Origin of the sequence: Comamonas sp. NyZ500, from assembly GCF_016772095.1 — a bacterium.
GTDB lineage: Bacteria > Pseudomonadota > Gammaproteobacteria > Burkholderiales > Burkholderiaceae_C > Comamonas > Comamonas thiooxydans.
In genome coordinates this window covers 77,302-101,046 of record NZ_JAEIJE010000017.1, presented here as the reverse complement: position 1 = coordinate 101,046, position 23,745 = coordinate 77,302, and the positions used below count along the sequence as shown (strand labels likewise).

General features: G+C 54.9%; 30 protein-coding genes and 1 tRNA gene. 17 read left to right on the top strand and 14 right to left on the bottom strand.

Annotated features, from left to right (window positions below; translation table 11 throughout):
- The coding region (locus JAO85_RS20710) for a sensor domain-containing diguanylate cyclase (protein ID WP_237734933.1) at positions 1–1,041 on the top strand (1,041 nt) is incomplete at its 5' end.
- Between the two features lie 743 nt (positions 1,042–1,784).
- On the opposite strand, the gene JAO85_RS20705 is transcribed toward JAO85_RS20710, so the two are convergent.
- Positions 1,785–1,861 (bottom strand) — tRNA-Pro (locus tag JAO85_RS20705).
- A 601-nt stretch (positions 1,862–2,462) separates the two neighbouring features.
- Here JAO85_RS20705 and JAO85_RS20700 point away from each other — a divergent pair.
- Positions 2,463–3,125: a competence protein CoiA gene (locus JAO85_RS20700; protein WP_202788913.1), complete on the top strand. Its 663-nt coding sequence runs from the start codon at positions 2,463–2,465 to the stop codon at positions 3,123–3,125.
- Positions 3,122–3,610, top strand: a complete 489-nt coding sequence (locus JAO85_RS20695) for a hypothetical protein (RefSeq protein ID WP_202788912.1) — start codon at positions 3,122–3,124, stop codon at positions 3,608–3,610. The genes JAO85_RS20700 and JAO85_RS20695 overlap by 4 nt, the downstream gene beginning before the upstream one ends.
- A gap of 91 nt (positions 3,611–3,701) precedes the next feature.
- On the opposite strand, the gene JAO85_RS20690 is transcribed toward JAO85_RS20695, so the two are convergent.
- The 8 genes from JAO85_RS20690 to JAO85_RS20655 form a co-directional block, all read right to left on the bottom strand.
- Positions 3,702–4,724, bottom strand: a complete 1,023-nt coding sequence (locus JAO85_RS20690; RefSeq protein ID WP_202788911.1) for a tyrosine-type recombinase/integrase — start codon at positions 4,722–4,724, stop codon at positions 3,702–3,704.
- 4 nt (positions 4,725–4,728) lie between these two features.
- Entirely contained in the window at positions 4,729–4,956 is a 228-nt protein-coding gene (locus JAO85_RS20685) for a DUF4224 domain-containing protein (RefSeq protein WP_237734932.1), read from the bottom strand.
- Positions 4,957–5,024: 68 nt separating this feature from the next.
- Positions 5,025–5,387 carry a hypothetical protein gene (locus tag JAO85_RS20680; RefSeq protein WP_202788910.1) on the bottom strand — a complete coding sequence of 121 codons (363 nt, stop codon included), beginning with the start codon at positions 5,385–5,387 and terminating at the stop codon, positions 5,025–5,027.
- 64 nt (positions 5,388–5,451) lie between these two features.
- Positions 5,452–6,669, bottom strand: coding sequence for an XRE family transcriptional regulator (locus JAO85_RS20675; protein WP_039050415.1), 1,218 nt, complete (start codon positions 6,667–6,669; stop codon positions 5,452–5,454).
- Positions 6,650–7,315, bottom strand: a complete 666-nt coding sequence (locus JAO85_RS20670) for a hypothetical protein (RefSeq protein ID WP_164091426.1) — start codon at positions 7,313–7,315, stop codon at positions 6,650–6,652. The genes JAO85_RS20675 and JAO85_RS20670 overlap by 20 nt, the downstream gene beginning before the upstream one ends.
- Positions 7,316–7,912: 597 nt before the next feature.
- A complete protein-coding gene (locus JAO85_RS20665) occupies positions 7,913–8,152 on the bottom strand; it encodes a hypothetical protein (protein ID WP_202788909.1) in 240 nt (79 codons plus the stop codon).
- Between the two features lie 35 nt (positions 8,153–8,187).
- A complete protein-coding gene (locus JAO85_RS20660; protein WP_202788908.1) occupies positions 8,188–8,535 on the bottom strand; it encodes a hypothetical protein in 348 nt (115 codons plus the stop codon).
- A gap of 21 nt (positions 8,536–8,556) precedes the next feature.
- On the bottom strand, positions 8,557–8,964 hold the full coding sequence (locus JAO85_RS20655) for a hypothetical protein (RefSeq protein WP_202788907.1): 408 nt from the start codon (positions 8,962–8,964) through the stop codon (positions 8,557–8,559).
- 210 nt (positions 8,965–9,174) lie between these two features.
- Here JAO85_RS20655 and JAO85_RS20650 point away from each other — a divergent pair, with 210 nt between their 5' ends.
- From JAO85_RS20650 to JAO85_RS20640, 3 genes are all read left to right on the top strand, one after another.
- Positions 9,175–9,651 carry a hypothetical protein gene (locus JAO85_RS20650; protein ID WP_202788906.1) on the top strand — a complete coding sequence of 159 codons (477 nt, stop codon included), beginning with the start codon at positions 9,175–9,177 and terminating at the stop codon, positions 9,649–9,651.
- A 120-nt stretch (positions 9,652–9,771) separates the two neighbouring features.
- Positions 9,772–11,475: an antiviral reverse transcriptase Drt4 gene (gene drt4, locus JAO85_RS20645; protein ID WP_202788905.1), complete on the top strand. Its 1,704-nt coding sequence runs from the start codon at positions 9,772–9,774 to the stop codon at positions 11,473–11,475.
- 67 nt (positions 11,476–11,542) lie between these two features.
- Positions 11,543–12,193 carry a hypothetical protein gene (locus tag JAO85_RS20640; RefSeq protein WP_202788904.1) on the top strand — a complete coding sequence of 217 codons (651 nt, stop codon included), beginning with the start codon at positions 11,543–11,545 and terminating at the stop codon, positions 12,191–12,193.
- A 669-nt stretch (positions 12,194–12,862) separates the two neighbouring features.
- Here JAO85_RS20640 and JAO85_RS20635 read toward each other — a convergent pair.
- Positions 12,863–13,192 (bottom strand): hypothetical protein, encoded by a 330-nt coding sequence (locus tag JAO85_RS20635; protein WP_202788903.1) that lies wholly within the window; start codon positions 13,190–13,192, stop codon positions 12,863–12,865.
- A gap of 237 nt (positions 13,193–13,429) precedes the next feature.
- On the opposite strand from JAO85_RS20635, the gene JAO85_RS25745 reads away from it, so the two are divergent.
- Positions 13,430–13,558, top strand: coding sequence for a hypothetical protein (locus JAO85_RS25745; protein WP_255539084.1), 129 nt, complete (start codon positions 13,430–13,432; stop codon positions 13,556–13,558).
- A gap of 50 nt (positions 13,559–13,608) precedes the next feature.
- Here JAO85_RS25745 and JAO85_RS20625 read toward each other — a convergent pair whose 3' ends face one another.
- From JAO85_RS20625 to JAO85_RS20615, 3 genes are all read right to left on the bottom strand, one after another.
- On the bottom strand, positions 13,609–13,863 hold the full coding sequence (locus JAO85_RS20625) for a hypothetical protein (RefSeq protein WP_202788901.1): 255 nt from the start codon (positions 13,861–13,863) through the stop codon (positions 13,609–13,611).
- Between the two features lie 326 nt (positions 13,864–14,189).
- Positions 14,190–14,471 carry a hypothetical protein gene (locus JAO85_RS20620; RefSeq protein ID WP_202788900.1) on the bottom strand — a complete coding sequence of 94 codons (282 nt, stop codon included), beginning with the start codon at positions 14,469–14,471 and terminating at the stop codon, positions 14,190–14,192.
- A 228-nt stretch (positions 14,472–14,699) separates the two neighbouring features.
- Positions 14,700–15,014: a hypothetical protein gene (locus JAO85_RS20615; RefSeq protein ID WP_202788899.1), complete on the bottom strand. Its 315-nt coding sequence runs from the start codon at positions 15,012–15,014 to the stop codon at positions 14,700–14,702.
- 135 nt (positions 15,015–15,149) lie between these two features.
- Here JAO85_RS20615 and JAO85_RS20610 point away from each other — a divergent pair, with 135 nt between their 5' ends.
- The 10 genes from JAO85_RS20610 to JAO85_RS20565 all read left to right on the top strand — a co-directional run bounded on the left by JAO85_RS20610 (position 15,150) and on the right by JAO85_RS20565 (position 23,538).
- Complete coding sequence (locus JAO85_RS20610; protein ID WP_054075988.1) at positions 15,150–15,680, top strand: phage regulatory CII family protein; 531 nt, start codon at positions 15,150–15,152, stop codon at positions 15,678–15,680.
- A complete protein-coding gene (locus JAO85_RS20605) occupies positions 15,670–16,512 on the top strand; it encodes a hypothetical protein (RefSeq protein WP_202788898.1) in 843 nt (280 codons plus the stop codon). The genes JAO85_RS20610 and JAO85_RS20605 overlap by 11 nt, the downstream gene beginning before the upstream one ends.
- A 65-nt stretch (positions 16,513–16,577) precedes the next feature.
- Positions 16,578–16,919: a hypothetical protein gene (locus JAO85_RS20600; protein ID WP_202788897.1), complete on the top strand. Its 342-nt coding sequence runs from the start codon at positions 16,578–16,580 to the stop codon at positions 16,917–16,919.
- 20 nt (positions 16,920–16,939) lie between these two features.
- Positions 16,940–17,755: a YdaU family protein gene (locus JAO85_RS20595; RefSeq protein WP_202788896.1), complete on the top strand. Its 816-nt coding sequence runs from the start codon at positions 16,940–16,942 to the stop codon at positions 17,753–17,755.
- An 8-nt stretch (positions 17,756–17,763) separates the two neighbouring features.
- A complete protein-coding gene (locus tag JAO85_RS20590; protein WP_202788895.1) occupies positions 17,764–18,585 on the top strand; it encodes an ATP-binding protein in 822 nt (273 codons plus the stop codon).
- Between the two features lie 166 nt (positions 18,586–18,751).
- A complete protein-coding gene (locus JAO85_RS20585) occupies positions 18,752–19,240 on the top strand; it encodes a hypothetical protein (protein ID WP_202788894.1) in 489 nt (162 codons plus the stop codon).
- Entirely contained in the window at positions 19,237–21,309 is a 2,073-nt protein-coding gene (locus JAO85_RS20580) for a phage terminase large subunit family protein (RefSeq protein WP_202788893.1), read from the top strand. Before JAO85_RS20585 ends, JAO85_RS20580 begins: the two co-directional genes overlap by 4 nt.
- The gene (locus tag JAO85_RS20575) at positions 21,306–21,686 is read left to right on the top strand and encodes a Mor transcription activator family protein (protein ID WP_202788892.1); all 381 of its coding nucleotides are present in this window, start codon (positions 21,306–21,308) and stop codon (positions 21,684–21,686) included. Before JAO85_RS20580 ends, JAO85_RS20575 begins: the two co-directional genes overlap by 4 nt.
- 70 nt (positions 21,687–21,756) lie before the next feature.
- Positions 21,757–21,978: a phage head-tail joining protein gene (locus tag JAO85_RS20570; protein WP_202788891.1), complete on the top strand. Its 222-nt coding sequence runs from the start codon at positions 21,757–21,759 to the stop codon at positions 21,976–21,978.
- Between the two features lie 12 nt (positions 21,979–21,990).
- Positions 21,991–23,538, top strand: a complete 1,548-nt coding sequence (locus tag JAO85_RS20565) for a phage portal protein (protein ID WP_202788890.1) — start codon at positions 21,991–21,993, stop codon at positions 23,536–23,538.
- A gap of 26 nt (positions 23,539–23,564) precedes the next feature.
- Here JAO85_RS20565 and JAO85_RS25660 read toward each other — a convergent pair.
- On the bottom strand, positions 23,565–23,745 hold a 181-nt coding region (locus JAO85_RS25660), incomplete at its 5' end, for a hypothetical protein (RefSeq protein WP_237734931.1).

The following is a 23,745-nucleotide window of genomic DNA, read 5'->3' as shown; positions in this document are numbered from 1 at the left end:
CCTTGCGGCTCAAGTCAAAGGGTGGGTCAGTTTGAGATGGAAATGGCGGGTCAGTTATGCGTGGAAATTAACACAGGGAGCTTGTTTGTGCATCAGCAGCGAGAACTGACTGCCAAACTCCAGAACGCACAGCTGCTGAAAGAGCAAAACTTCTTTGTGGAGAACGACCTGATCGGCATGATCAAGGTCCGTGATCGGAAAATACTCTGGGCCAACAAGGCCATGGCACGCATGTTGGGCAAGCGCGTTTCCGAGTTACTCCTGCAATCCAAACGCTGCATCTACCCTGACAACGAGACATATGAACGGATGGGGCGACTGTCCAGTGAGGCTCTCGGCCACAACAGGCGTTTCCGCACCGAGGTGCAACTGCAGCATTGCAACGGGCACGCATTCTGGGTTGATGCCAATGCAGCACAGATCACTGATACTGATTCAGTGTGGATTTTCGTAGATGTAGAAGCTCACAAAAAGCGCCAGCAAGAGATTGAGTACCAAGCAACGCATGATGCCTTGACGGGCCTTGCCAATCGCCGCTTCATCAACAAGCAAATGCAGCAATTCATCGCGCTTGCGGATCGAGACCAGGGCACAGTTGCAGTATGTTTTATAGACTTGGATGGCTTTAAGAGTGTGAACGACACCTACGGGCACGATGCAGGTGACATCGTGCTGAAGACAGTCGCCGAACGATTAACAAGTGCAGTGCGCACCCATGACTGTGTAGCCCGGCTGGGTGGCGACGAATTCGTGGTGGTGTTGACTGGGCGAAACAATCACGAGAGTGCCGTGCAAACCATGCAGCGCTGTTTGGATATGGTGCAGATTCCCATTGCGGTTGAAGACGGTCATACCGCAATCGTCGGGTGCAGCATTGGCATTGCCTACTATGAGGGCGAAAAAGAGTCCTGCGACTCGTTGTTAGAGCGTGCTGATGAGGCTATGTACCTGGCAAAGAATGCAGGCAAAGGCCGCATCATCGAATCGGCTTGTGAACAAGCGAGTGAGAGCACATTCGATCATCAGGCAGTTACTGCTTAGCTTGCGTGAATGAAGAACAAAAGCGCCTCTTGACTTGGAGGGATACAGAGGAGCTTTATGGCTAATCTTTGGCGCATGTTTCAATGTTTCAGTAACTGCTCTGGGTCGATCACTGCCTTGCGCTAGGCTGTCAAAAAGGTGCAGCGGAACGCTTCAGCTTTGCAGTGCCTGGCTTGAAATACACAACGTCCTCGATAGTGACCACAAGCAGCTATCTGGGGGCTTCTGTGATGTAGTCGCTGGCACTGCCAGCTCGGGCCCGCTCAGGCCCTGTGTTGAGTGCACTTGTGGAGAGCTGCGCCATGTTTTATCAATGCTGGCTCACCTTTCCTGATGAGTCGCATGCACAAGTCTGATCCAAAGCTGCCGACGGACTCGACGTTCCCCCGGATTTGAGTAGCGTCTGACTCTGTAGTCCCATCCCGAAGACAGGAGGTTGGACGTGAAAAAAGAGATTTACAGAAGAACAGATCATTGGCTTCCTGCGGGAAGCGGAATCTGGACTGCCCGCGTTATTGGGGCGACTACTCACAGGCATAGGCTTGGTTCCCCCTAGCCATGCCTTGGGTGATCATGCTAGGCCGACATCGAGTGTGCGTGGCCCCTTGTGTGCCGATGCAGGTGACGCCCAAACAGAGCAGACCTGTCCAAGTCACAAGTATATGGGAGCGCTTTGAAGTCTATGGGGCGTAAGTGTGGATAGACAAAAGGGGTTAGACCTTTCGATCTAACCCCTTGTCATTTGGTCGGAGCGGCGGGATTCGAACTCGCGACCCTCTGCTCCCAAAGCAGATGCGCTACCAGGCTGCGCTACGCTCCGAAGACCGTTAATGTAGCTTGAAATTGGGCTCGGATTTCAGAAATTCATGTTCAATTTGATGCAAATAGCCCGCAACCACATGCCATTGAGGCTCGACTTTCGGCAATAAAACCACGGGTATGACGCTCCACGAGACGCCGTCGTGTCGTGGGGGAGGTGAGAAATCGCACCGATTCCACACCGCCCCCTTAAGGGCCGCTTAGAATAAGGGACGGACGCGGGCTCACTTCCCGCCAGTCCACCATCTCCCAACAACCCAGCACATGCTGGGTTGTTTCAATCATCTGCCCGTAGCTCAGTTGGATAGAGCAACAGCCTTCTAAGCTCACCCAACAATCACGCTCTCACGCGGGCTTCCCTTGAATTTTTGCTCCGCTTTGCTGTATGTTTAAACAGTATTTAAATGACGCAAACGTGTTGTTGCTGAAGCCTTCGCGGAGCAAGCGGCGAAGCCTTCATGCTTGGCCTTGATCCATCCGAGGATTGACGGGCAGGCGTACTCTGATTGTCGTCAAAATGCCCCCGGCACTGCCACTAGTTAGAGCAGATCGTGCACCTCCTATACTTCTTAAATAATTACCTAGCTTGAGTAGGAGGGGGCATGCGATACGCCTTGTTGGACGGGCAAAGAATTGAGGCGCAGCCGAAGCTGAGAGGGGTGTGCTTGGGCTGTCATAACGAGGTGACAGCTAAATGTGGAGTTCACAAAGTCTGGCATTGGGCGCACCTAAAAAGCGTTAACTGCGATCCTTGGTGGGAGGTTGAGACTCAATGGCATCGAGATTGGAAAAATCGCTTTGATGTTGATTGGCAAGAAGTTCAGTTGGTTGATCAGGCGACTATGGAGCGTCATATAGCAGACGTGAGAACGCCGACCGGATTAGTGATTGAATTTCAACGATCGACAATAGCCCCGGAAGAAGTCGATGCAAGAGAGAAGTTCTATCAAAAGATGGTTTGGGTGATAGATGGCACCAAAGGGGATAACGACGCGGTTTACTTCAGACTCGGTCGCAGCAAAGTTGATGAGAATGGATTTTCTTATTTCAGCGTGATTGGAAGAAGTAAACTTTTCCATCGTTGGCATAGAAATAAGCCTGTATTCATTGATTTTGGCGATGAAGGATTTTGGCGTATTGCTAAATTCGACCCGAAAAGTAAAGATGGCTTGGCGCTTCTGGTTGATCGTGATGGATTTGCAAAGCGTGCCGGATCTGGAGCTACTGATTTCAGTGAAGGAGGTGGGCCAGCAAGTTCAGTTTGATCACCCTTCTGCAAGACTATTTTGACTGGATTGCAAGAGTCGAAAATGGACTCTGGTATGGTCTTGATTCCATCGCCACGAATATGCATTTATGGTGCTATGGAATAAACGAATCTTTAATGTTTCAGAGAATGATCACAAATTACACTCTAGATGACTTGGCCGCTGCTGAGGCTGAACTCCAACGCTGGAACGATGCTTATGCAAATGACAGTAGCAACAACCCAAATAAGTTTGAAGCACAAAGGCGAGATGCACGCAGGCTTGTTCGGCGAGTAAGTGATGCCCTTAAAGATCGTGGACTTATTGAAAAGAGCGATAGCGAAAGGCTCACTGAAGAACTTGATCGTCAGTATCCAGATGCTCCATCAAGGAAAGTAGTTACTTACAACGGCGTGAAGTATCAAATTCGGTACTTTCCCCTTGAGAAAAGCCGATCTCGCAAGACCGTTAAGGAGTGGGGCCATCGGTGGGAAGAGGTGTGAGCCAAACTCACACCAACGTTTTCTCCAAATGTAAGCTTTCAGATCTTCAGGCATCACAACTTGAGTGACTACAAATAGTGGTTGGTAATTACTATTTTGTCGCCTGAACCTTGGCACCTCGGCGCAAATAATGGCGCTTGGTCGTCTGCACGGATGTATGCCCCAGCTGCTTGGACGCAGCCAGTTCTCCGCGCTGATCGGCCACATCGTCTGCAGCCTTGGCGCGCAGGTCGTAGAACCAGAAGGCGCGGATCTGCGAGGCAAGCGCGGCGTTGCCTGATTTGTCAGCCGCGTCGGCGGCGGTCGATCGCGCAGTCTCAAATGCTTTGCGCAGCATCTGCTTGGACATGGCCTTGCCGTATTGGCTGACGAGCAGATTTGCGCACCAGGTCTTGTGCAATTTCTTGCGGGCCTCAATGCGCTCCAGCAGGGCCTTGAGCTCGCCTTCGATGATGAATCGAAGGGGGGCAGCTGTCTTGCTCTGCTTGATCATCAGGTAGCCGTCAATGATGTCGTGCTCGGTCAGCGACCGCGTATCGCCGGGGCGCTGGCCCGTCAGATACGCCAGGTCCATCGCATCCTTCAATGCCACGTTGCCATGCTCGTAGACCCGGCGGTAGACCTCATCGGAGATGTAGACCTCGCGTTTGCCGAGCGAGTGGCCCTCGATGCCGGTGCAAGGGTTCTCGTTTTCAGTCCAGCCCCAGGCCCTGGCCATGTTGAACATGTGAGAGAACAGGCGCTTGAGCCGGTTGGCGGTGGTGGGGGTGTCCTTCGCCCATTGCAGTAGCAGATAGACGTGCTTGGGCTTGATGGCATTGAGCGGGGCCGGCGTCGGGTTGCAGAAGAAGGTGCGCAGCTTCTTCAGATCACCCAGCTGGGTGGCCTGCGTGGACTTGGCTTTGAGGGGGATGACCTCGGCCTCGTACTTGTCTGCAAGCTCTGCGAAGTTCTCAGAGACGGGGCGGGCGGGCATGGCAGAAAGCTCTAGCCATTTCTGCACAGCGACTCGGTAATCACTGCCCAGAGGGATCTCCTTGCGCGGCTTGGCGCCGGTGTCGAAGTAGTAGTAGGTTGTGCCGGACTTCTGTTTGCGAGCCCGGAAGTTTGGCATTGCTTTAACCATGGCTAAACGCAGGCTCCCATGTTGCAGTGCTGTCCTCTGGAATGGCCTGGCCTTCAATAGAGTGACGGGTCACGATAGGCCGCCCGACAGCGTTGAGATAAAACGGAATCTTCATGGTGCGCAGAGTGGCTGCCTGAAGCATTTCACGGGTCTTGCCCGCCTTGCCGCGCGCGATGCCGGTGAGTTCCTTGACTTCTTCTGGAGTTAAGAACGTGCTCATGATCGTTAAGTCCATAAAAAAGCCCCGCGCAGTGGCGGGGCTCGGGGTTACAAGATTGCTTGCGCCGATCACATCGCGCGGCACTGGCTGACATGCCGCGTTGAGGCGTCGGATGGCTCTTTGCTGCGCGCCGGTACCAGTGCGCAGTGGATAACGCGGGCATGCACCTCACTACGTGGCGGGCGGCAGGCCAGCGTGTGGATGCGGGCGCGCTCCAGCTCCACCACTAGGGCGCCGCCGGGCAGCAGCGCGGCATGGTGTGTCTGCCAAAAGCGCTGCGCAGCCACGCCCGTCCAGGTGGCGCGCCACGGCTCGGTGTGGTGCGGGCCCAGGCGATCGAGCAGCAGCAACTGCAGCTGAAAAGCGCCGCACAGAGCCGTGCTGGCCTGCGGCGGGGTGCGGCTAAGGAAGAGCGTTCCGGTATGGCGCATACATGCCTCCTGTCTTGGCAATAAAAAAAGCCCGCATGTGCGGGCTTTTTGTGGATGTGTGTGTTTAGCGTCTGAAGTCGGTCAGAGACATCACTTTCGCGGTCTCTCCATTCACAACCTGTTGGCCAGGGCGGGCGGCTCCTTTGTGGTGGCGCAGAGTTGCCAGCTCTACAACCTGTGGAGGGCTGGAAAAATAACCCTCACGTAAACCGCAAAGAGGCTCTACATCGCGGGTCGCATTGAGGCCGATGTAGCGAACCATACTTTCGGTTGGGATGATATTTGCATTGATCAGAAGCTCTACCGTACGGCGCAGAAGGCGCGGCTTTTCTGGCTCCCACTTGTCGTCGTGCGGCTCTGCTTTGGCACCCCAACGGGCAGAGCGACGTTTGAAGAGGTTGTCTTTTTCTTGATCGTTAATGATGCGTAGTGCGTACAGACGCATGATCATTGCGCCAACGGATACACCCCAGCGTTGCTTGATGATGAGCAGGCTGTCTAGGCTGGGTGGTGTGCGCACGTCATTGGCGAACGTTTCAGCGGGAAGCAGCAGCGCGCCAGCAAAGTAGTGAGCCTGCTTTTCTTTGAGCTTGTATTGCTCTGGGTCGTCCGACTCCGGAATGTGTTTGTGCAGCACAAGGTGACCGATTTCATGCGCAAGGTCAAAGCGGCTGCGAAAGCCATTAGCTTTGTCAGCCGATAGAAGGACGACTGGCAAACCATGAACGGGACTCCAGCAGGAGAGACCTTCTATGGTGGCAATGCCAGTTTCTTCACGCGCAATGATGATGCCAGCGCCTTCTGCGGCCAAAGTTAGGTCTTGAATGGGGCTGCGCCCGAGTTGCCAGAGCTTGCGGCATTCTTCTGCGGCTTCCTCAATGTCAGCCTTGGTGATTTCTTCTAAGGCTTTGAAGTTACGCGTGGGCAGATTGAGGGTGGGGTAGTCCACATGGTCGCCAAACAGTACAGAAATTTCCTGTACAAGCTCTGCACGAGCATTGAGTTTGCTGCGTGCAGCTTTGAGTGCTGATGCGTTACTGCGAAACAGCGGCGCACTGACTGTAGGTAGCGGCGGGCGTGTGAGCCACTCCGCTTCTACGCCGAGAATGGTTGCAAGGCGGTCAAAGGTTTCTGCTTCGGGGAATTGATCGCCTTTACACCACTTTGTGACGGTCGATGCAGCTACACCCACCAGGCCAGCTAGCTGGCCCTTAGTAAGGCTACGAAATGTGAGCGCTTGTTCCAACCTGGAGGGTTGAAGGTCATTGATGCCCTTGGTCATTTTCGTTTTGCTTCTTGATCTGCTCTTTAAGCGTCACATGCGCCAAGTCGATTTGGCGAGCAGGACGGTCGTAAAGAGCTATAAATTCTGTGAGGGATTTTGTGTAAAGCTGGCCCTGGAGATCAGGGTGAGGCACACAAAGCTGAACTTCTGTAACTTGGGGTTGTCCGGCTTGATCCACGCCATCGATCACGGCAACAAAGAACGCTGTGGCAATCGAGACTTCTGATTTTTCCTTGAAGAAGTCAGGCATCACATACTGAGCAAGTATGTCGGTGTTCAGCTTTGCAATTTCAGTATGCTTTTTGCCAAGCTTTTTCTTGTGTGACCACTCGTGGTGGCGCACGTTATACCTTGCAACCTTGAAGATGCCGAATTGGGCAACAACGATACCGTTGGACTTAAGAGGCGTCGGGCTACCACCTTCGGCGAGCGCGGCATCGTGCCAGCCTTCGTTCATGCGGCCATGTTTGGCATAGCCTGTTTGGGAAGATCGGATGCCTGTGTGAAAGCTCAAGCACTCGCGATTTGCTACTTGGTCAGCAACCTTGATAGCGTCTCGCGCAGCGATGACAAAACTACGAGGTAAGTGCTGAATCAGCAGATCTTCAATGCTTCGCATGGAACGAATAGGCAGATTGTCCAAAACAAACTCCAAAATTGTCGTGATGCGTGAATATTACCTAAAAAAGTTTCGTGTGTCGCATGATGTTCCTCTTATCTTGTTGTCAGATTGTATTCCGATATGACTGTATGTTTATACAGTTTCTGTGTGTTTTACATCTTTGGCACGCCATCTGATGACAGGGTACTCACTCATAGAGTGCCGATGTTTGTGCTCGGGAGTGATGCTGCTGCAGGCGTGCTGCCTGGCAGGTCTTGCCGCAGCCTTTGGGGCCGAAGATCACGATAGAACGGGTGGGCATAGCGTTGCTCCTTTGCATGCTTCATGGCGCGCAGCGCTTGCTGCAGCTCGGTTTGAAAGTAGGTGTTGAGAGAGTTGGCAGGCGTGGCGGCGGTTGCCGCCTGGCTCTGCATGAGGCGCAGCAGTCGGCTGCGTTGTCGGTCGCGGCGCTGCAGCTCGTGCAGCACGGTATCTATCGGATGCATCGGCAGGAGATCCCCAAACCCAGGTGGCCCAGCTCGATAAAGCCGTGGTCAAACGCTTCGGCGGTGCTGCGGGCAAGGTGTTGGATGGAGACGCAGCCGCATGTCAGGACAAAAACGCGCATGGCGGCGGCTCCTAGAAAAGTGGCAGGGTCAGGTGATTGGTGGTGCCGGCGCGCACGCGCTTGATGGTCATCACTGCCGGGCCGTGCTGGGTGCGGCGGCGCTGCTTCTTGGCCTGGGCTGCCTGCTCGGCTGCAATGCGCTCGCGGGCTTTGGCGAAGGTCTCGGCAATGTTGGTGCTGGCCGAGTTGCTGTACTGAAATGCCGCGCTGGTGATCGGGACACTGGGCAAGATGTGGCGTGCTGCTTGCATGGGGTTCTCCGGTTGAGGGCAAAAGAAAAGCCCGCTCAGTGGCGGGCTGGGAGGTGGGTGAATGACTTGGTGCCTGGCCATGCATAAAGCAGCAGGCCTTTCTCGCGAATACGTTCAACGCTCTCTTGCAGTGCCTGCTGATAGAGGCGGTCAGCGCCCAAAAGACCACGCACGGTGACGTTGTCGAGTTGCGGGCGAATCCTCTGGCGTAGATGTTCGAGAGCAACCATTTCAGCCAGATCCGCAAGGTAAGAAGCGACCCGGAAAAGGGGGTCTTTGATTGGAGGAAAGGCAGGGTAGGCCATGCTCAGGTGCTCGGGCCTTGGACAGCTGCTATCAGCAATTGCTTTTCGCTCGGTGGTGGCGGGTGTTGCGATGCTCATGGGCTCCATGAAAAAGCCCGCTCAGTGGCGGGCTTGTGGTGGTTCTTCAAGGTTTTCCTCCGGCTTTTTGATGATGATTTCTTGAATGAAGATGCAGGCAATCCTTATGCCGAAGCTCCATAGCCAACCAGCCCATGCAAAGACAGCGAGTTCTATAACGCGAAGAACCTTGCTATGAATCTTTCTAAGGTGGCTGAATTTCTGCATTGATTCATGGATCGCATCGCGCACTTCTTTGTTGAAAAGCATAAGCGTCAGTAGCAGCACCATGAGGGTATTGGTAATGCCTATCCAGACTCCGGCGAGCTCCAGCAGGCGCGGGCCGTAGCTGGGTTCTGCATAGGTGGCCCAAGCGATGCATGCCAGCACACACCAATGTGTCAGGTCCAAAAGCAGGGGTTTTAATGATTTCTTTTGAGGTTGGCGCATCTGATGTCTTCCTGAAAAGTAAGCCCGCTCAGTGGCTGGCTTGGGGGTGGTGAAAACTTGGTTTCAGGCCGTGCGTAGAGCAGCAGGCCATCATCGCGCTCAATGGTGGGCATGCAAGCCTGACAATTGCTAAAGCGCTATTGCATCCAGTTTGCAATTTTCACTATCAGCATGTCTAATACTGTTCGTTACATTAATTGAGAAATCAATATGAAAAATGATATTAAAGAGGGCGTTGACAAAGATAGCAAATCTCAGGAAGCCAATAGCTTGAGTAAAGCAATTGAGCAAATGGCTTCTGAGTCAAATATATTTTCTCCGAGTGAAGCCAAGACGGACGTGGCAGTAAGTAAGGTACAGACTGTTGTTGAATTAGAGGCTAAATCAAATAATGTTGATAAATTAGCGGAAGCCGTAACTATTCTGACAAAAGAAGGTCTCTCAACTTGGAATAATCATATTGAGAAGAAGGCTGAGGCATCCAAGATCGCTGCTGCAAACGAAGAGAGTCAACATAAACGCACTGTAATGGTTCTTGTGTATTTATTAACTTTATTTTTTGGGCTGCTATTAACAACAATTATTAAAGAGCAGTACGAAATGAGTAAACTTCTGCTTACATCTGGTCTTGCTGTTAGTGCGGGTGTTGGTCTGAATGGATTATTTAAAAAGAAAAGTGAAAATTAATATATCCAATGAAGATGATCGAATTTATGGTGTAATATCATGAGAATATTTAATGTATTGAATTAATCGGTTTTGTCTGTTGGAATCTTAATATTGAGTATTGAATTGCTTAGTTAGCTTATGAAAAAATTATCTGAAAAGTACACGAATAGTGACTCATATAGTAGTTTTTACTTTGATGAATCTAGGCATTTTGAAGAGGGTATAACACGATGGAATTATTTTCCTAATCAAAAGCATTCGGCATCTGAATTGCCATCCATAATTTCTACTAGTAGATTTACTCCGGAGGTGGCAGAGAAAATATCAAAATTGAAAAGTAGAAAAGGTGGATATGATCTTGTTGAGTATAAATCAACGCGTTACAATAATGTGCCGAGATTTTTGGGGCTAATACATCCTTTTTCCTACTCGAGAATTTATAAATGTTTAAGTGAAAATTATAATGAAATAATATCTGGCATTGAAAGCGATAATAGCGCTGTCAAAGTTGATCAACATAGAGATGGTCGTGTACTGATCATGAATTATGAAAAGCATGAAGAAAAAATAATTTCTTCAATTAAAGATAGCTTTTCAAAAAAAATAAGAGTTAAAACAGATATTTCAAACTGTTTTGGATCTATATATACTCATTCGTTTGAGTGGGCAGTGCGAGGATTCGAAGAGTCAAAGAAGGCACTTGCTGATCGTAACGACGCACATTGGTCCAAAGATTTGGATGAGTGCTTAAGACATGCAAGAAGAAATGAGACTGTTGGCTTGCCAATAGGTCCAGCTGCTTCAAGTATTGCTGTTGAATTAATTCTTGCTGCAGTTGATAAGAAACTGAAAGATAAATACCTGTTTAATAGGTATGTTGATGATTACACCGCATTCTTTAACTCACATGATGAGGCACAAAATTTTCTAAGGGAGTTGGGGGATGAACTCGGGAAATATAGGCTTCAAATCAACCTTAACAAAACTCATGTTGAAGAGCTACCTGATCCATCACAAGAAAAGTGGGTCTCTGACATTATGTCTGCATTCCCTGTAAAGAATAATGAGGAATTGGGTTCATTCACTACAGTCGAGGCTTTTTCTTTTTTAGATAATTCAGTGCGTTTGAATAATATTACGCCTGACGGTAGTGTGATTAAGTATGCTGTTGCTTCGTTGGTTTCTAAGTTAAATGGTTCTGTTGCCAACTCCGTATTTGAATATGTTTTGAATTTATGCTGGCATTATCCTATCTTGATGCCATACCTAGAGAAAATAGACGTTGACGAATACTTTGATTATTCTTCGGTTCATGAGAAGATGAAGAGTGTTGTCTCGCAGCATGCTCTGCATCGTCGTTCAGATGGTATGTGTTGGGGGATATATTATTTATATATTTTGCAGTCTGCTATTGATGATGAGCTTATCGATAAGGTGATAAAGACTGGGGATTGCGTGTCAATTGCAATGCTTTCGAAATTCGAGAATGCACTTCCAAAGCTAGTTTCTTATGCATCCGAAATATTACCTATGTCCGATTTTGGTAAGGATAGAAATTGGTTCCTTTTATATCAGCTATTTTATATTGATGCGATAAAAAATCCTTATCAAAATGATGACGCTAAGTGCTTTGAAATTTTGAAGGATTTAAAAGTTGATTTCTTTAAAAATCCAGAGGAAAAGAGTGATGCGGAGAAACTCTGCGATGAGCTTAGCAACCCTTTTATTTCCGATGAGGCAATTGAGAAACTTAATAAATGGTTAAAAAATATGAAAAATGGAAATAATGTTCCAATGGAGAACGTAGACCCTAAAAGTCGTTATCCGCATCTATTTAATTAAATATAACTGATACGTCATCATTTTTGTCCTCGATGAATATCGATTATTTATAGCTTAAGGAGAACCGTTGAATACTTCAACATTTGATTGGGGAGATCTCGGAGGACAGGTGGAGATGTCTCACAAGTTATCGCGATGGCCAGAAAATCCGGACCAACCACATTTCAAGATTTTTGTGCATCGAAGAGGTGCTCTTAGTGAGATTGTGGATTTCGCCCCTGAGCGCTGGGCTAGCAACCGGCGTGATTTGTGTGGCTGGTCGTGGCCAGGCAGAAAACACTGCGGAATGTACTTTGCAGATGTGATATCTGCCACTGATCTTCGGACAGAGGAAGTTTTAAGCAGGGTAGGCCTTTGGCTGTCCGTGTTACACCACCGTGATGACGCTCCTCCTTGGTATGTGAAGTGGGCTGATCAGCACTTGATGGTGCTGTGCTTGATTGGTTTCGCGCGTCAGGAGCTTGGTCAGTTCAAGGCAACGATGCGCCCGCAGGTCAACGAGGCATTACAAGCGGTTGGATATGTGCCGTTGGATGAAGATGGATTCAAATCCATTACTCAAGCAATGCGTGAGGGCTATAACGGGTGCATGACTTTGCGTGAGCAGGTGTCGTTGCTCACTAATTTAGAGCGAGTCGTATGCAGGGACGTTGCCAAAGCCATGTTGGAGTCGAAGAAGCTTGACGTTGGATTAGCACAGGATATTTTTAACAGCTAGTTGTAAAACCAGAGCGCCCTGCGGCAAGGCGCTCTGGTTTGCCCCGTAGCGCACGGGGCGGGCGTTGCCGGGATTCCAACCGGCATGACCGTTCCTGCTCTTGGCCGCCTTCGCCTCACCCTTTTGACCGTGTACGTTCTTAGACGACTGGTTACGGCAGGGATGCCGCGCAGAGCAGCGGCCATGCCCGCTGGTGCTATTGGCCCGGGGACGCTCCGCGCTGGTGGAGCAAACAACATGGGCATATGACTTTTAAAGACCGGGTGTGACCCGGTCGATGCCGTGGCGCCCGTCACATTGCTGTGATGGCTGAAATTTAGCTTTTGCTAATGATTTTGGCAAGTGCAAATGCTAACGGTTAAGAAAAATATTTTTAGCACTTGCTATCGGCACTGGGTGGAAGTGCCTCTATCGCAAGTAATTGCTGCAGGTTGTTGATTGCCAGCCGAATAGCGCGTTGGGTGTGGGCGTCGCTGCATGCGCACGCTGCTATCTCCAGCAGGCTGATGGAGTCTTCGGTGAGGATCGCCTTGTGTGAAGCAACCTCTGAATGGCGTAAATGAAGCACGCCACCGCAAGGCTGTTCAAGGCAAATAGGAGGAGGGATCATCATCTGCACCGCTATATTTGCTGTATGAATATACAGTACCAAGGCGGTGCAGTCTATGGCTACTTAAGCTGCGGTAGGCCTAGCATCGTGCGGATTGTGTTCTCTACACGCTTGATTTCATTGGGGTCTAGCTTCCCCAAGAAGGTTAAAAGTTCGGGTGACAGGGATTGATTTTTCTCATGCCTGCTGAACCAACCTGCATAACCTGGCAGTGCTTCGCATGCTGCAACCGTCTTTTCTGTAATTGGTCGCAAGCCGGAAATCATTTGCGATACGAAAGCTCCGTCCCTATAGCCAAGCATTCGGCCCAGCGGGGCTTTGCCGCCAACGGCTTCAGCAAGCGCTTCAAGCCGCAGTTGTCTTGTGGAATTCGTGTCGTTTTCGCTCATGTTTCGAGCCTAAGCAAGCTTTGAGTGCTATCAAAATGTGGATGATTAGCGATTGCTAATTGATTGCAATAGCAAAAGCTAATAAGATCGCGACTTATGAAGCTACGCGACTACCTCTCCAACCCTGGGTCTAAGACCGCAGAGCAGCTCCGAATAGAGATTGGGGCGCGAAGTGCATCCCAAATTCATCAATGGGCCAGCCGCTGGAAGGGGCGGCAACCCAGTGCTGCCTATGCAATGCAGTTGGAGATTGCGACTGCGGGACTTGTGTCGCGCCAGGAGCTGCGAGAAGACTGGCGGTTGATCTGGCCCGAACTGGCTTTCCAGGCCGTGGCTTCTGGCGGTGTGGAGGTAGCCCATGACTGAATCCAATTTCCGTCGCAGAGGTATCCCGTGCGAAGAAGTGATGGCTCAGCTCAGCGCTGAGCGCGCTCAATTTCCTCATCGGTCGGGAGGATGTGCTTGTCTGCGTTGCTCATGGCATCGGCTAACTCGTCTGGGACGTCTTTTGCGAGAGCTAACCCTGCGTATCTGTCGAGATGCTCGGCAACGATTTCTATCGCTTTCTCTGGGTTGGGGTGACAAGCGATGAGTGCGCGCACTGCTGATTGCGTAGCGGTAAGCCTGCCGTTCAGGTTGTCAATTTGTGCCTGCAGTGCTTCCAGATTCATGGTGGTCCCTTTCATCTCGGATGGGGTTGTATGAAGGCTTTTCATTTGATCTTTGATGCAGCACTGAGCGATTGGGCCGTCGCTCTACTGGCAAGTGAGGTGGCCCATGGCTAAACACTCAGTTTCTGACTGCGCATGGCGTATTGAGCATGCCGTTTTCTCCCGTCCGAGATTCACCACAAGCTTTGCAGAAGCCGCGCGCTGGACTGGGTTGGGTGCGGCGGTTGTTCCATTGCATGTTGCCCAGGAACCCAAGCAGCGCCCCGAGTGTTTGTTCATGTCAGGGCGGCCATTTGCAGAAGTAGGGGGTGAAGCTCTTATGCCGCTTAGCCGCGACCTCTCTGGATTTTGGCGAGAGTTAGTCGCGAAAATCTTTCGAGGTGGGCGTTGATGCGTGCATTCAATTCCATGGCCGCGTCTGACGACTTGTTGCCTTCTATGGGTAATTGTGCAGTTTGGTTGATCAGCGTCTGCATGAATTGCTGGAAGTCGTTCCCACGCCCCTCGAATGCCATTGCATACATTTGCCCCAGCAAGCGGCTCTGCGCTGCCAACTGCGCTGCGAATTCGAGATCCTGCTCGTGTGGTTGCACCGGTTCTTTGCTCATGTTCGCCCTCCTTGGCCTAGTTGGTAATGGTGTAGCAGCCGCCATCGTATCCAAGGCAGAGGCGGACACCATTGATGCAGGAGCTTGCTGTGATTGATTCGCTTGCAGTTGATATCGCGCAAGCCTGGAATGGTCGCAATGCTTTGCGCGTTGCTGCTCAGTTTGGCTTGCCTGTTCGTTGCGTCTACACGGCAATCCTGATGCTGCATGCTGATCGCAACTGGCTGCTCAGTCTTCAGCAGGCCGGCGTTGCGCTTTCTGCAGGGCAGAGCGCGCGGCTTGCTTTGCTGCGGGATCTGATTGCTGAGGATCACCCTCCACAAGACCGAGCTTTTCACACAGCTGGGCAAACACCACCTGCTGGCGAGGGTCAGCAATGCCCTTGTCGCGCTCAGCCTGGCGGCAGGTCGCAATCCACTTCACAAGGGCCTCAGCAGTGAAGTTGGGCTCCACCTCCAGCATGAAGATCAAGTGGCCGAGCATGGCCTCGATGGCGTCGATGCGTTCATCTGGCGTGGCTGGCTTGTCTGGTTGCGTGTCCATTTTTTTCGTCTTGATCAGCTCTGATATCGGGGCGGCCTTCGCCCTGGTGGCCAATGGCGCGGGGCTGTCTTTTTCTTTGGCTGGTGCGGCTGTGGGTTGTGTGCTCATGGCTGCCTTTGTTTGAGGAGGACTGCTATGGGCTCTACTTTCGCAATCGGGGTGGGTTTTGGCTATGGCGTTTCAGCGGCGGATTCCGACATTGCTCGCAGCATGTGCTTGCAGGATGCGGCCCGGCTGATTTCTGAGCGCCACAAGGGCGGCGTGCCTGCACTGGCCGAGGCCATGGGTGTTTCTGCCAACACGCTGCAGCACAAGCTGAACCCGAATAACAAGACGCACAAGCTGACGCTGGATGAAGCGCTTGCAATGCAGCAGATATCGGGGTTGCCTTTTGTGCTGCATGCGATGGCTGCGGCTATGGCGCACAGCTGCATGCCAGAGGTGCCGGACGAGTCGGACGGCAAGCCTGTGGAGGCCTTTATGCGCTTTCAGAAGGGCCTGGGCGATTTCAATGCGGCCGTGGCCGATGCGCTTATTGATGGCGATGAGACGAGCCGCAATGAGTTCAGGCGCGTGCAGGCGCGTGCCGGTGACTTGATCGCCCTGGTGGGCTACATGGTTGCGGTGGTAGCCCAGCGGGTGCCGGAGGTGCGTGATGAGGCTTGACATCAACACCCGAGGCCTGCAGGCGGTGCAGCGTCGCATTGATGCGCTGTCTGTAGGTGGCCTGCAGCAGGCGCAGGTGAAGGCTGTGAACGATGTGGCCTACCAGAACCTGCGCCCCGCCATGGCCGAGGAGATGCGCGCGGTATTCGACCGGCCCACGGCCTACATCTTGCGCAGCCCCTGGGTGCAGCCGGCGACGGATGCCCGCCCTTATGCGCTGGTGGCCCCGAGGGACACCCGAGGCGGCGGGGTTGACCCCCAAAAGATTTTGGACGCCCAGGTGTGGGGCGGGCGCCGTGGAGACAAGCGCTCCGAGGTGGCTTTGAAGCGCGCGGGCATTTTGCCTGCGGGCTATCAGACGGCCATCCCAGACGTGCCGTTCCCTGGCAGCGAGGACGGCCACGGCAATTTGCGTGGCGCGTTCTTGGTGCAGGTGCTGAGCTATCTGCAGGCGTTTGGCGAGCAGGGCCGGGGCCACCACATCAACATGAAGGACAAGCGCAAGCAGGCCATCGAGAAGAACGGCGGCGCCAAGCGCAGGCTTGTCGGCCCATCAATTGGCCGGCGCTACATCGTGGCTTACGGGAAGCTGCGCGGCGGTGCCCGCTGGACTGCCAAGGGCGAGAACGATGCGCGCGCATCCAACCTGGCCCCAGGCATCTGGGCTGTGGTGGGCCGCACGGGCGCAGATATCCGGCCCGTGGTGATGTTTGTGAAGGCAGGCCGCTACACCCCCCGATTCGACATGGACAAGGTGGCCTCGCGTGCCCAGTTGGATGAGCAACTGGCGCGGCGTATGCGCTACCGCATCAGGCAGGCGGCAGGCGTATGACCCACAAGACATTCAACGCGGCGCAGCAGCCGCAGACCCCAACACAGATATCAGGAGGTGCAACCATGCAGCAACCCCAAGCCGTTGTGACCGGCAAAGACACCAGCGCAGAGGCGTTTGCCGAGCTGGGCAATGAATCGCGCCGGCGTTTGAGCGAGAGGCTTTACGAGACGCTGCGCCATGCCCATCAGCAGGGCGTGCGCGACATGAGCCGCCGTGAGCTGCGCGAGCACCATAGCAAGCAGACCGGCGAGTGGCTGGAGCTGTCCAGCGTGGCGAGCACCGTCAATGCCCTGGTGGCAGCTGGCCGCTTTGAGCTGGGCACGGCCCGACGCTGCAGCATGTCCCCGCGTCAGCGTGACGTTGTGCCTGTGAAGTGCAAGGCGCAGCAGCAAGCGATTGCCTGATATCAGTGGGGCATAGGGCGATGAACCACTACCCGCACCATATTGGTGACTTCAACAATGCCACCCGGCATTTAACGTTCGTTGAACGGGCGTTGTACCGGGAACTGCTGGATTTGTATTACGACACCGAGCAGCCGTTGAACCCGGACTTTGACAAGCTGGCGCGCCGCGTGCTGGCTACGACCGACGAGCTGCGCGCTGTGCTGCAAGGGCTGCTGGAGGAGTTCTTCACCTTGCAGGATGACGGCTGGCATAACGTGCGCTGTGATATCGAGATTGCGGCGTACCTGAAAAAACAGGAGCAGCAATCGCTTGCAGGTAGAGCGTCTGCGGCAAAGCGCAAGGGCAGCAAGAAGCCTGCACCACCTTTGACCGGTGGTGCTGCTGGTGGTCAACCGGGCCAAGGTGGTGATGGTGAACCCGGTGCAACGGACGTTGAACGGTCGTTGAACGAACGTACAACCAACCAGAACCAGAACCAGAACCATATCGATGATGAAGAAAAGGCGCGTACGGATGCCGTTGTGCCTGCTCGTGAAGCCGAATGGGCAACTGTGTTTGAAGAGTTTGGCGTGCAGGTTGACCACACCAGCATCCATGACCGCAAGAAGTTCTGGCCGCTGGCCAACAGCTGGTGCACCAGCCGCGTGACGGTGGGGCAGATGCGCTCTGCTGTGGCCCGCGCCCGCGCCGAGGCGCGTGAGCCGATCTCGTACCTGCCGTCTTACGTTGACCGAGTGCTGGCGACTGCCTCGGCCCCGATCAAGCCCCGCCCTGGCCGTAGTGAGCCACCCATCAAAACCCTCCACCAAGGCATAGGAGTGCATGCGCTGTGATGAATGAAATGAATCGCCAACCCGGTAGCCGCTCGCTGTCTTCTGCCATCCAGTCGGGTGTGCATCGTCCTCCGCTGGTGAAGCAGGCTGAGTGCGAGAGGCATGGCCCCTTTCAGTCGCTGTGCCATCTGGGCGACATCTGGCTGGGTTGCCCAGCATGCGCGGCGGCAGAGCGTGAGGCTGAGAGGCTGCGTGATGAGCAGCAGCGCCGCGCGGTGCGGGTGCAAGAGTGGGAGGCCAGGATGGGCCGCGCCGGCATTCCTGAGCGCTTTCGTGATCGCACGCTGGAGTCGTATGTGGTGAGCTGCGAGGGGCAGCAGATGGCGTTGGACTTCGCCCAGGCTTACGCCGATGACTTTGCCAGGGTTCGCAGGACAGGACGCAGCGCGATCTTCATGGGCAACTTCGGCACGGGCAAGACGCACCTGGCCGTGGGCATCGGTCTGCAGGTGATGCGCGAGCACAAGGCCAGCGTGCTGTTTGCGACGGCTGGCCGCATGGTGCGCATGGTCAAGGACAGCTGGGCCCGCAACTCGGGCGTGACCGAGAGCGATGTGGTGGCGCAGATGGTGTTCCCGGATCTGCTGATCGTGGACGAGGTCGGCGTGCAGCAGGGCACGGAGTTCGAGCGCAATGTGATGTTCGACGTTCTCAATGATCGCTATGAGCAGCGCAAGCCTTCGCTGCTGCTGACCAACCACACGGTCGAGGATCTGAGCAGCAAGTACCTGGGCGAGCGTGTCGTGGATCGCCTGCGCGAGGACGGTGGCGCCGTGCTCAAGTTCTCCTGGGGCAGCGGTCGCCGCGACATCGGAGGGCTGGCGGCATGAGGACGGTGTTGCTCAAAAAAGTGGCAGGTCGTGGGTCCTCCTGGGGACCCTCAGGAGCGGGTAATTCGGGCCGCACCTTTCGACTGTTGCGCAGTGCTCCTAGGGGGGTTAAGTGAAGATCCTGCCTTACTTGGATGCTCCTATTTCGCAAGCGGAATTTGCTGAAATGATCGGCGTCAGCGAGGCCCGTGTGAGCCAGCTGGTGAGCGAGAAAGTGATCACGCGAGGCGACACGGCTCACGAGTGGCTGCTGAGCTACTGCGAACGTCTGCGCGATGTCTCGGCGGGTCGGGCCGGCAGTGATGGCACCGACCTTGCCTATGAGCGTGCCTTGCTGACCCGGTCACAGCGTGAGGCTCAAGACCTCAAGAACAAAGTGGCACGCGGGCAGTTTGCTCCCATCGGCCTGTTGGCTGACGTGCTGGGCCTGGCCAGTTCTGCGGTGGTCGACCACATGGATCAGGTCGAAGGGCAGATGCGCAAGTCTTGCCCAGACCTGCCTTATGACGCCCTGGTTGTCGTGCTTCGTGTGCTGGCTGGCGCTCGCAATGAGTGGATTCGAGTCACGACAAAACAGATATCAGAACAGATCGAAGGAATGGCCTTGGGCTTTGAAGAGGAAGCAGGCCAGCCAGAAGAGGAGGGCGGTGAATGAGCGTCGTCACCATTGAAGCCATGGAGGCCATCAAGGCAGCCGCTGCGCTGGGAATGTCCAGCATGCGGGCAGAGGTTCCGCAAACCTTGTCGGAATGGGCAGCTGAGCATTTCCTGCTGGCAGGTGAGTCCAGTCACCAGAAGGGCGGCTGGGTGGCCTGGCCCTTTCAGATCGGCATTCTGGATTTCATGAGCGATGACCGCATCGAGGAGCTGGCGGTCAAGAAATCCAAACGGGTGGGCTATAGCAAGATGATCACGGCCTTCATTTGCTACAACATCGCCCACCGTCGGCGCAAGCAAGCGCTGTGGCAGCCCACGGACGATGACCGCGACAGCTTCGTCAAGTCGGAAATCGAGCCACTGCTCGATCCTGTAAACGGAGTGCCGTCCGTGCTCGCTGCCCGCAAGCGAGGCGGGCGCATTGAAGAGACCATCAAGTACAAGCCATTCCGCGACAGCGTGCTGCACCTCCTGGGTGGCAAAGCTGCGCGGGCATACCGCCGTATCACAGTCGCTGTGGCAATCCTTGATGAGTGGACGGCCTTTGACCAGACCATCGGTGCTAGCAAGGACAAGACAGCGGGTTCGCCAGGCAGCTTGGCCAAGGGGCGGCTGGAGGGCGCCCCATACCCCAAGTTTGTGGGCGGCAGCACGCCGGGCATCATGGGGCTGTGCCACGTTTCCCGCGCTTGCGAGGATTCAGAAGATGAGGTGGATTACCTCATCGAGTGCCCGCGCTGCGGCGTAGAGCACACGCTGACTTGGGGCGGGCCTTCTGTGCTGCACGGCTTCAAGTGGGAGCGCGGCAAGCCCGAGACCGTGCGCCATGTCTGCCCACATTGCCGCGAGTCCATTACCCAGGCCGACTACATGCCGGGTGGCTGGCCCCTGGTTGGGGCCTGGGTGTGCCGACGCTCTGGCAAGCGCTTCGGCGCTGACCGCATTTGGCGCGATGCCAGCGGCGAACCCTGCCGACCGCCGCGCACGCTTGGCGTGCATATCTGGGCGGCCTATAGCCCGCAGCGCCCCTGGTCCACCATTGCAGACGAATTCGAGAAGGCCGACCGCGCATTGAAAGAGGGCGATGCCGGCCCCATGACCAGCTTCACCAACGAAACCCTGGGTCAGGCCTGGGAACTCAAGGGTGAAGCCGCAGACGAGCATGCGCTGCAGGCCCGTGCCGAGCCCTACATGCTCAAGACCGTGCCCGTTGGCGGCTTGATGCTCACGGCTTGTGTGGACGTGCAGCATACCTGGTGGGATATCAGCGTTTGGGCCTGGGGCAGGGGGTTGGAGAGCTGGGTGGTCGACCATCACATCATCGAGGGCAACCCCGCCAACGAAAGCGATTGGGAGCCAGTCACAGCCTATTTGCAAAGCCGTTTCAAGCAGCTATGGAACGGCAGCAGCATGGGCATCACGGCCACCAATGTGGACAGCGGCGACCAAACGCAGGCGGTCTACAACTGGGTGACCAAAGCGCAGAACGTCATCCCCAACCTGCGCGCCATCAAGGGCCGGCCTGGCATTGCCCTGGTGGGGCCTGTCACGCTGCAGGAGGTCAACTATCGCGGTCGCAAGATTGCGCGCGGGGTCAAGCTATGGAACGTGGGCGTTGATAACGCCAAGGATCTCTTGTTGGGTCAATTGGCCATCAAGGAGCCAGGCCCGGGCTACCTGCACTTCAGCCATGAGCTGCCCCGCGAGTGGTACGAGCAGCTGACCGCCGAGCATCGTGTGCTGCAGCGGATCAACGGCAAGGATGTGTTTCGCTGGATGAAGCGCCGGCAGCGGAATGAAATCTTGGACTGCCGCAACTATGCGCTGCATGCCGCCATGGCGCAGGGGTTGCACAAATGGTCTGACATCAAGTGGCAACAGCTTGAGCAGGCCGTGCAGCCGCCGCGCGACCTATTCAGTCCGCCTGAAACACATGCCAGCGATGCAGCTCCAGTTCTGGAGGAGCCTGTGCCGCGCGTGATCACTCCGACCGTCCAACCTAAACCAGCGGCCCAGCGCCGTCCCCGATCCTCTTTTGCCAGCGAAGAATGGAGCAGCAGACTATGACAGTGAATACTAACAAGAGCCAAGCAGACGCCGCACAAGTGGCTGATTCCGTGTTGCAGCTGGAGTGCGATCTCGTGGAGATTGCCCGGCAGGAGCTGGGCATCAGCGAAGTTGAAGCCTTGAAGGTGGCCCAGGCCTTTGTGCATGGCTTGCGCAAGCGCTACGGCGGCATGCGTATGGGCGGGCGTGGGGCATCCATCTACATTCCCTCACCCAGCAAGGCCGAGCGCAACAAGGCCATCTGCGAGGAATTCGACGGCACCAACCATCTGGAGGTCATGCGGCGCCACGGCATCCAGCGTGCCACGCTCTACCGAGTCATTTCTGCCAAGGCTGGATCTGCGCGCATCGGTGTGCCCAGCGCCAAGGCGCCTTGAGAAAGTCTCATTTGTCGGCATGCAATGAGACTGCAAACCTCGTAGCGTGCTGCACAAAGGCAGGCAACACATGACCATCATTACCCAAGAGCATCTGGATCTGCTTGACCTGGCGATTGCCAGCGGCGAGCTCAGCGTTTCCTATCAGGGGCGCAACGTCACATATCAGACCACCGATGCGCTGCTCAAGGCGCGCTCTCATATCGCGCGGCTGCTCGCGCAGAAGTCGCGCCAGGGCGCGGCCACGTTTGGCGGCCGTGGTTACGGCCTGGCCGGTTTTGATCGCGATTAAAGGAGCTCACACATGGCCAACATCATTGACAGCCTAGTGAGCTACGTGGCACCCGAGGCGGCCTTGCGTCGCGCTCAGGCCAGGAAGGTGCTTTCTCACTATGAGGCCGCACAGCCCAGCAGGCTGCGCAAGAATCGCAATACCAACCCGTCGCCCAATCTGCTGGTGGGTCGCAGCGCTTCAGCATTGCGCAACCATGCGCGCTACCTGGAGCGCAATCACGATATCACCCGTGGTGTGCTACGCACCTTGGTGAACAACGTGGTGGGCCCCAACGGCATCGGCATCGAGCCCCAGCCACGCCGCCGCGATGGAACCATTCATAAGGAATATGCCGACCAACTGCGCCAGTTGCACCGCCAGTGGAGCAAAGCGCCTGAGGTGACCGGGCGTATGCACTGGGCCCAGGCCGAGCGCATGGCTGCTTACACCTGGCTCCGCGATGGTGAGCTGTTTGCGCAGCAGGTCGTTGGCAATGCGCCGGGCCTGGTGCATGGCAGCAAGGTGCCTTTCAGTCTGGAGTTGTTGGAGCCTGACTTTGTGCCGTTGGACTTCACGGATCTCAGCCGCAAGATTCGCCAAGGCATACAGGTCAATGACTGGGGGAGGCCCATGGCCTACCACGTCTTCAAGCGTGACCCGCGCGAGTCTGGCGCCTGGATCACGCCGGCGGATCTCAAAACCATTCCTGCGGCCAACATGCTGCATGTTTCCACCATGGATCGACTGCACCAGTGGCGCGGCATCAGCGAGCTGGCGAGCGTGCTCAACCGCGTGGAGGATCTGAAGGACTACGAGGAAAGCGAGCGCATTGCCGCCAAGATCGCTGCCAGCATGGCGGCCTACGTCAAGCGCTTGCCGGGTGTCGAGGGCTTTGACCCTGGCACAGATATCCGTGAAAAAGACGACAAGGGCAACCCTTTGCCTCGTGACCTACGCCTGCAGCCGGGCATGATCTTCGATGACCTGATGGTGGGCGAAGAGGTAGGCCTCATCGACACCAACCGACCCAACCCCAATCTAGTGGCCTGGCGCTCGGGCCAGCTCAAGGCCTATGCCGCTGGCGTGGGCGCCAGCTACAGCAGCATCAGCCGCGACTATGGCGGCACCTATAGCTCCCTGCGTCAGGAGCTGGTGGAGCAGTGGGTGCACTATGCGGTGCTGGCCGATGACTTTGCAGGTCAGTTCAGCCTGCCTGTCTGGGAGATGTTTGTGCGCGTCGCCCATTTGAGCGGCGCTTTGCCCATTCCAGATGATGTAGAGCCAGGCTCAGAAGATGATTGCCTGCTAATCGGCCAGTCCATGCCCTGGATCGACCCGCTCAAGGAAGCCAATGCCTGGGAAAAGCTGGTTCAGGCAGGCTTTGCCAGCGAGGTGGAGGTCATTCGCCGCCGTGGTGGTAATCCGCGCGAAGTGCTGGATCAGATTCAGCAGTATCGGCAGGAGGCTACTCTGCGAGGTTTGAGTATGTCGTCAGACCCCGCTAAAGGCCTAAACCCAAGCCAAGCATCCGAGTCTGATGATCAGTCAGACTCGGAAGACTCCAATACGAGAAAGTAGCTAAGTAGAAAGTAATCGAGAGCCGTTTACGGCTTGCTTGCCTCCTGGTCATATGCCTGCTTTGCTTCCGCCAGCGCCTTTGTAGCTTCAGATTGCTCCTTTGCGGTATGTGGTCTGCCCATCACTTCGTTGTATCTCTCTCCTGCCTCTATGTACTCCTTGTATAGCTGTTCGAGCTTGGCATCAGCGGAAGCTCGATCAGATTTG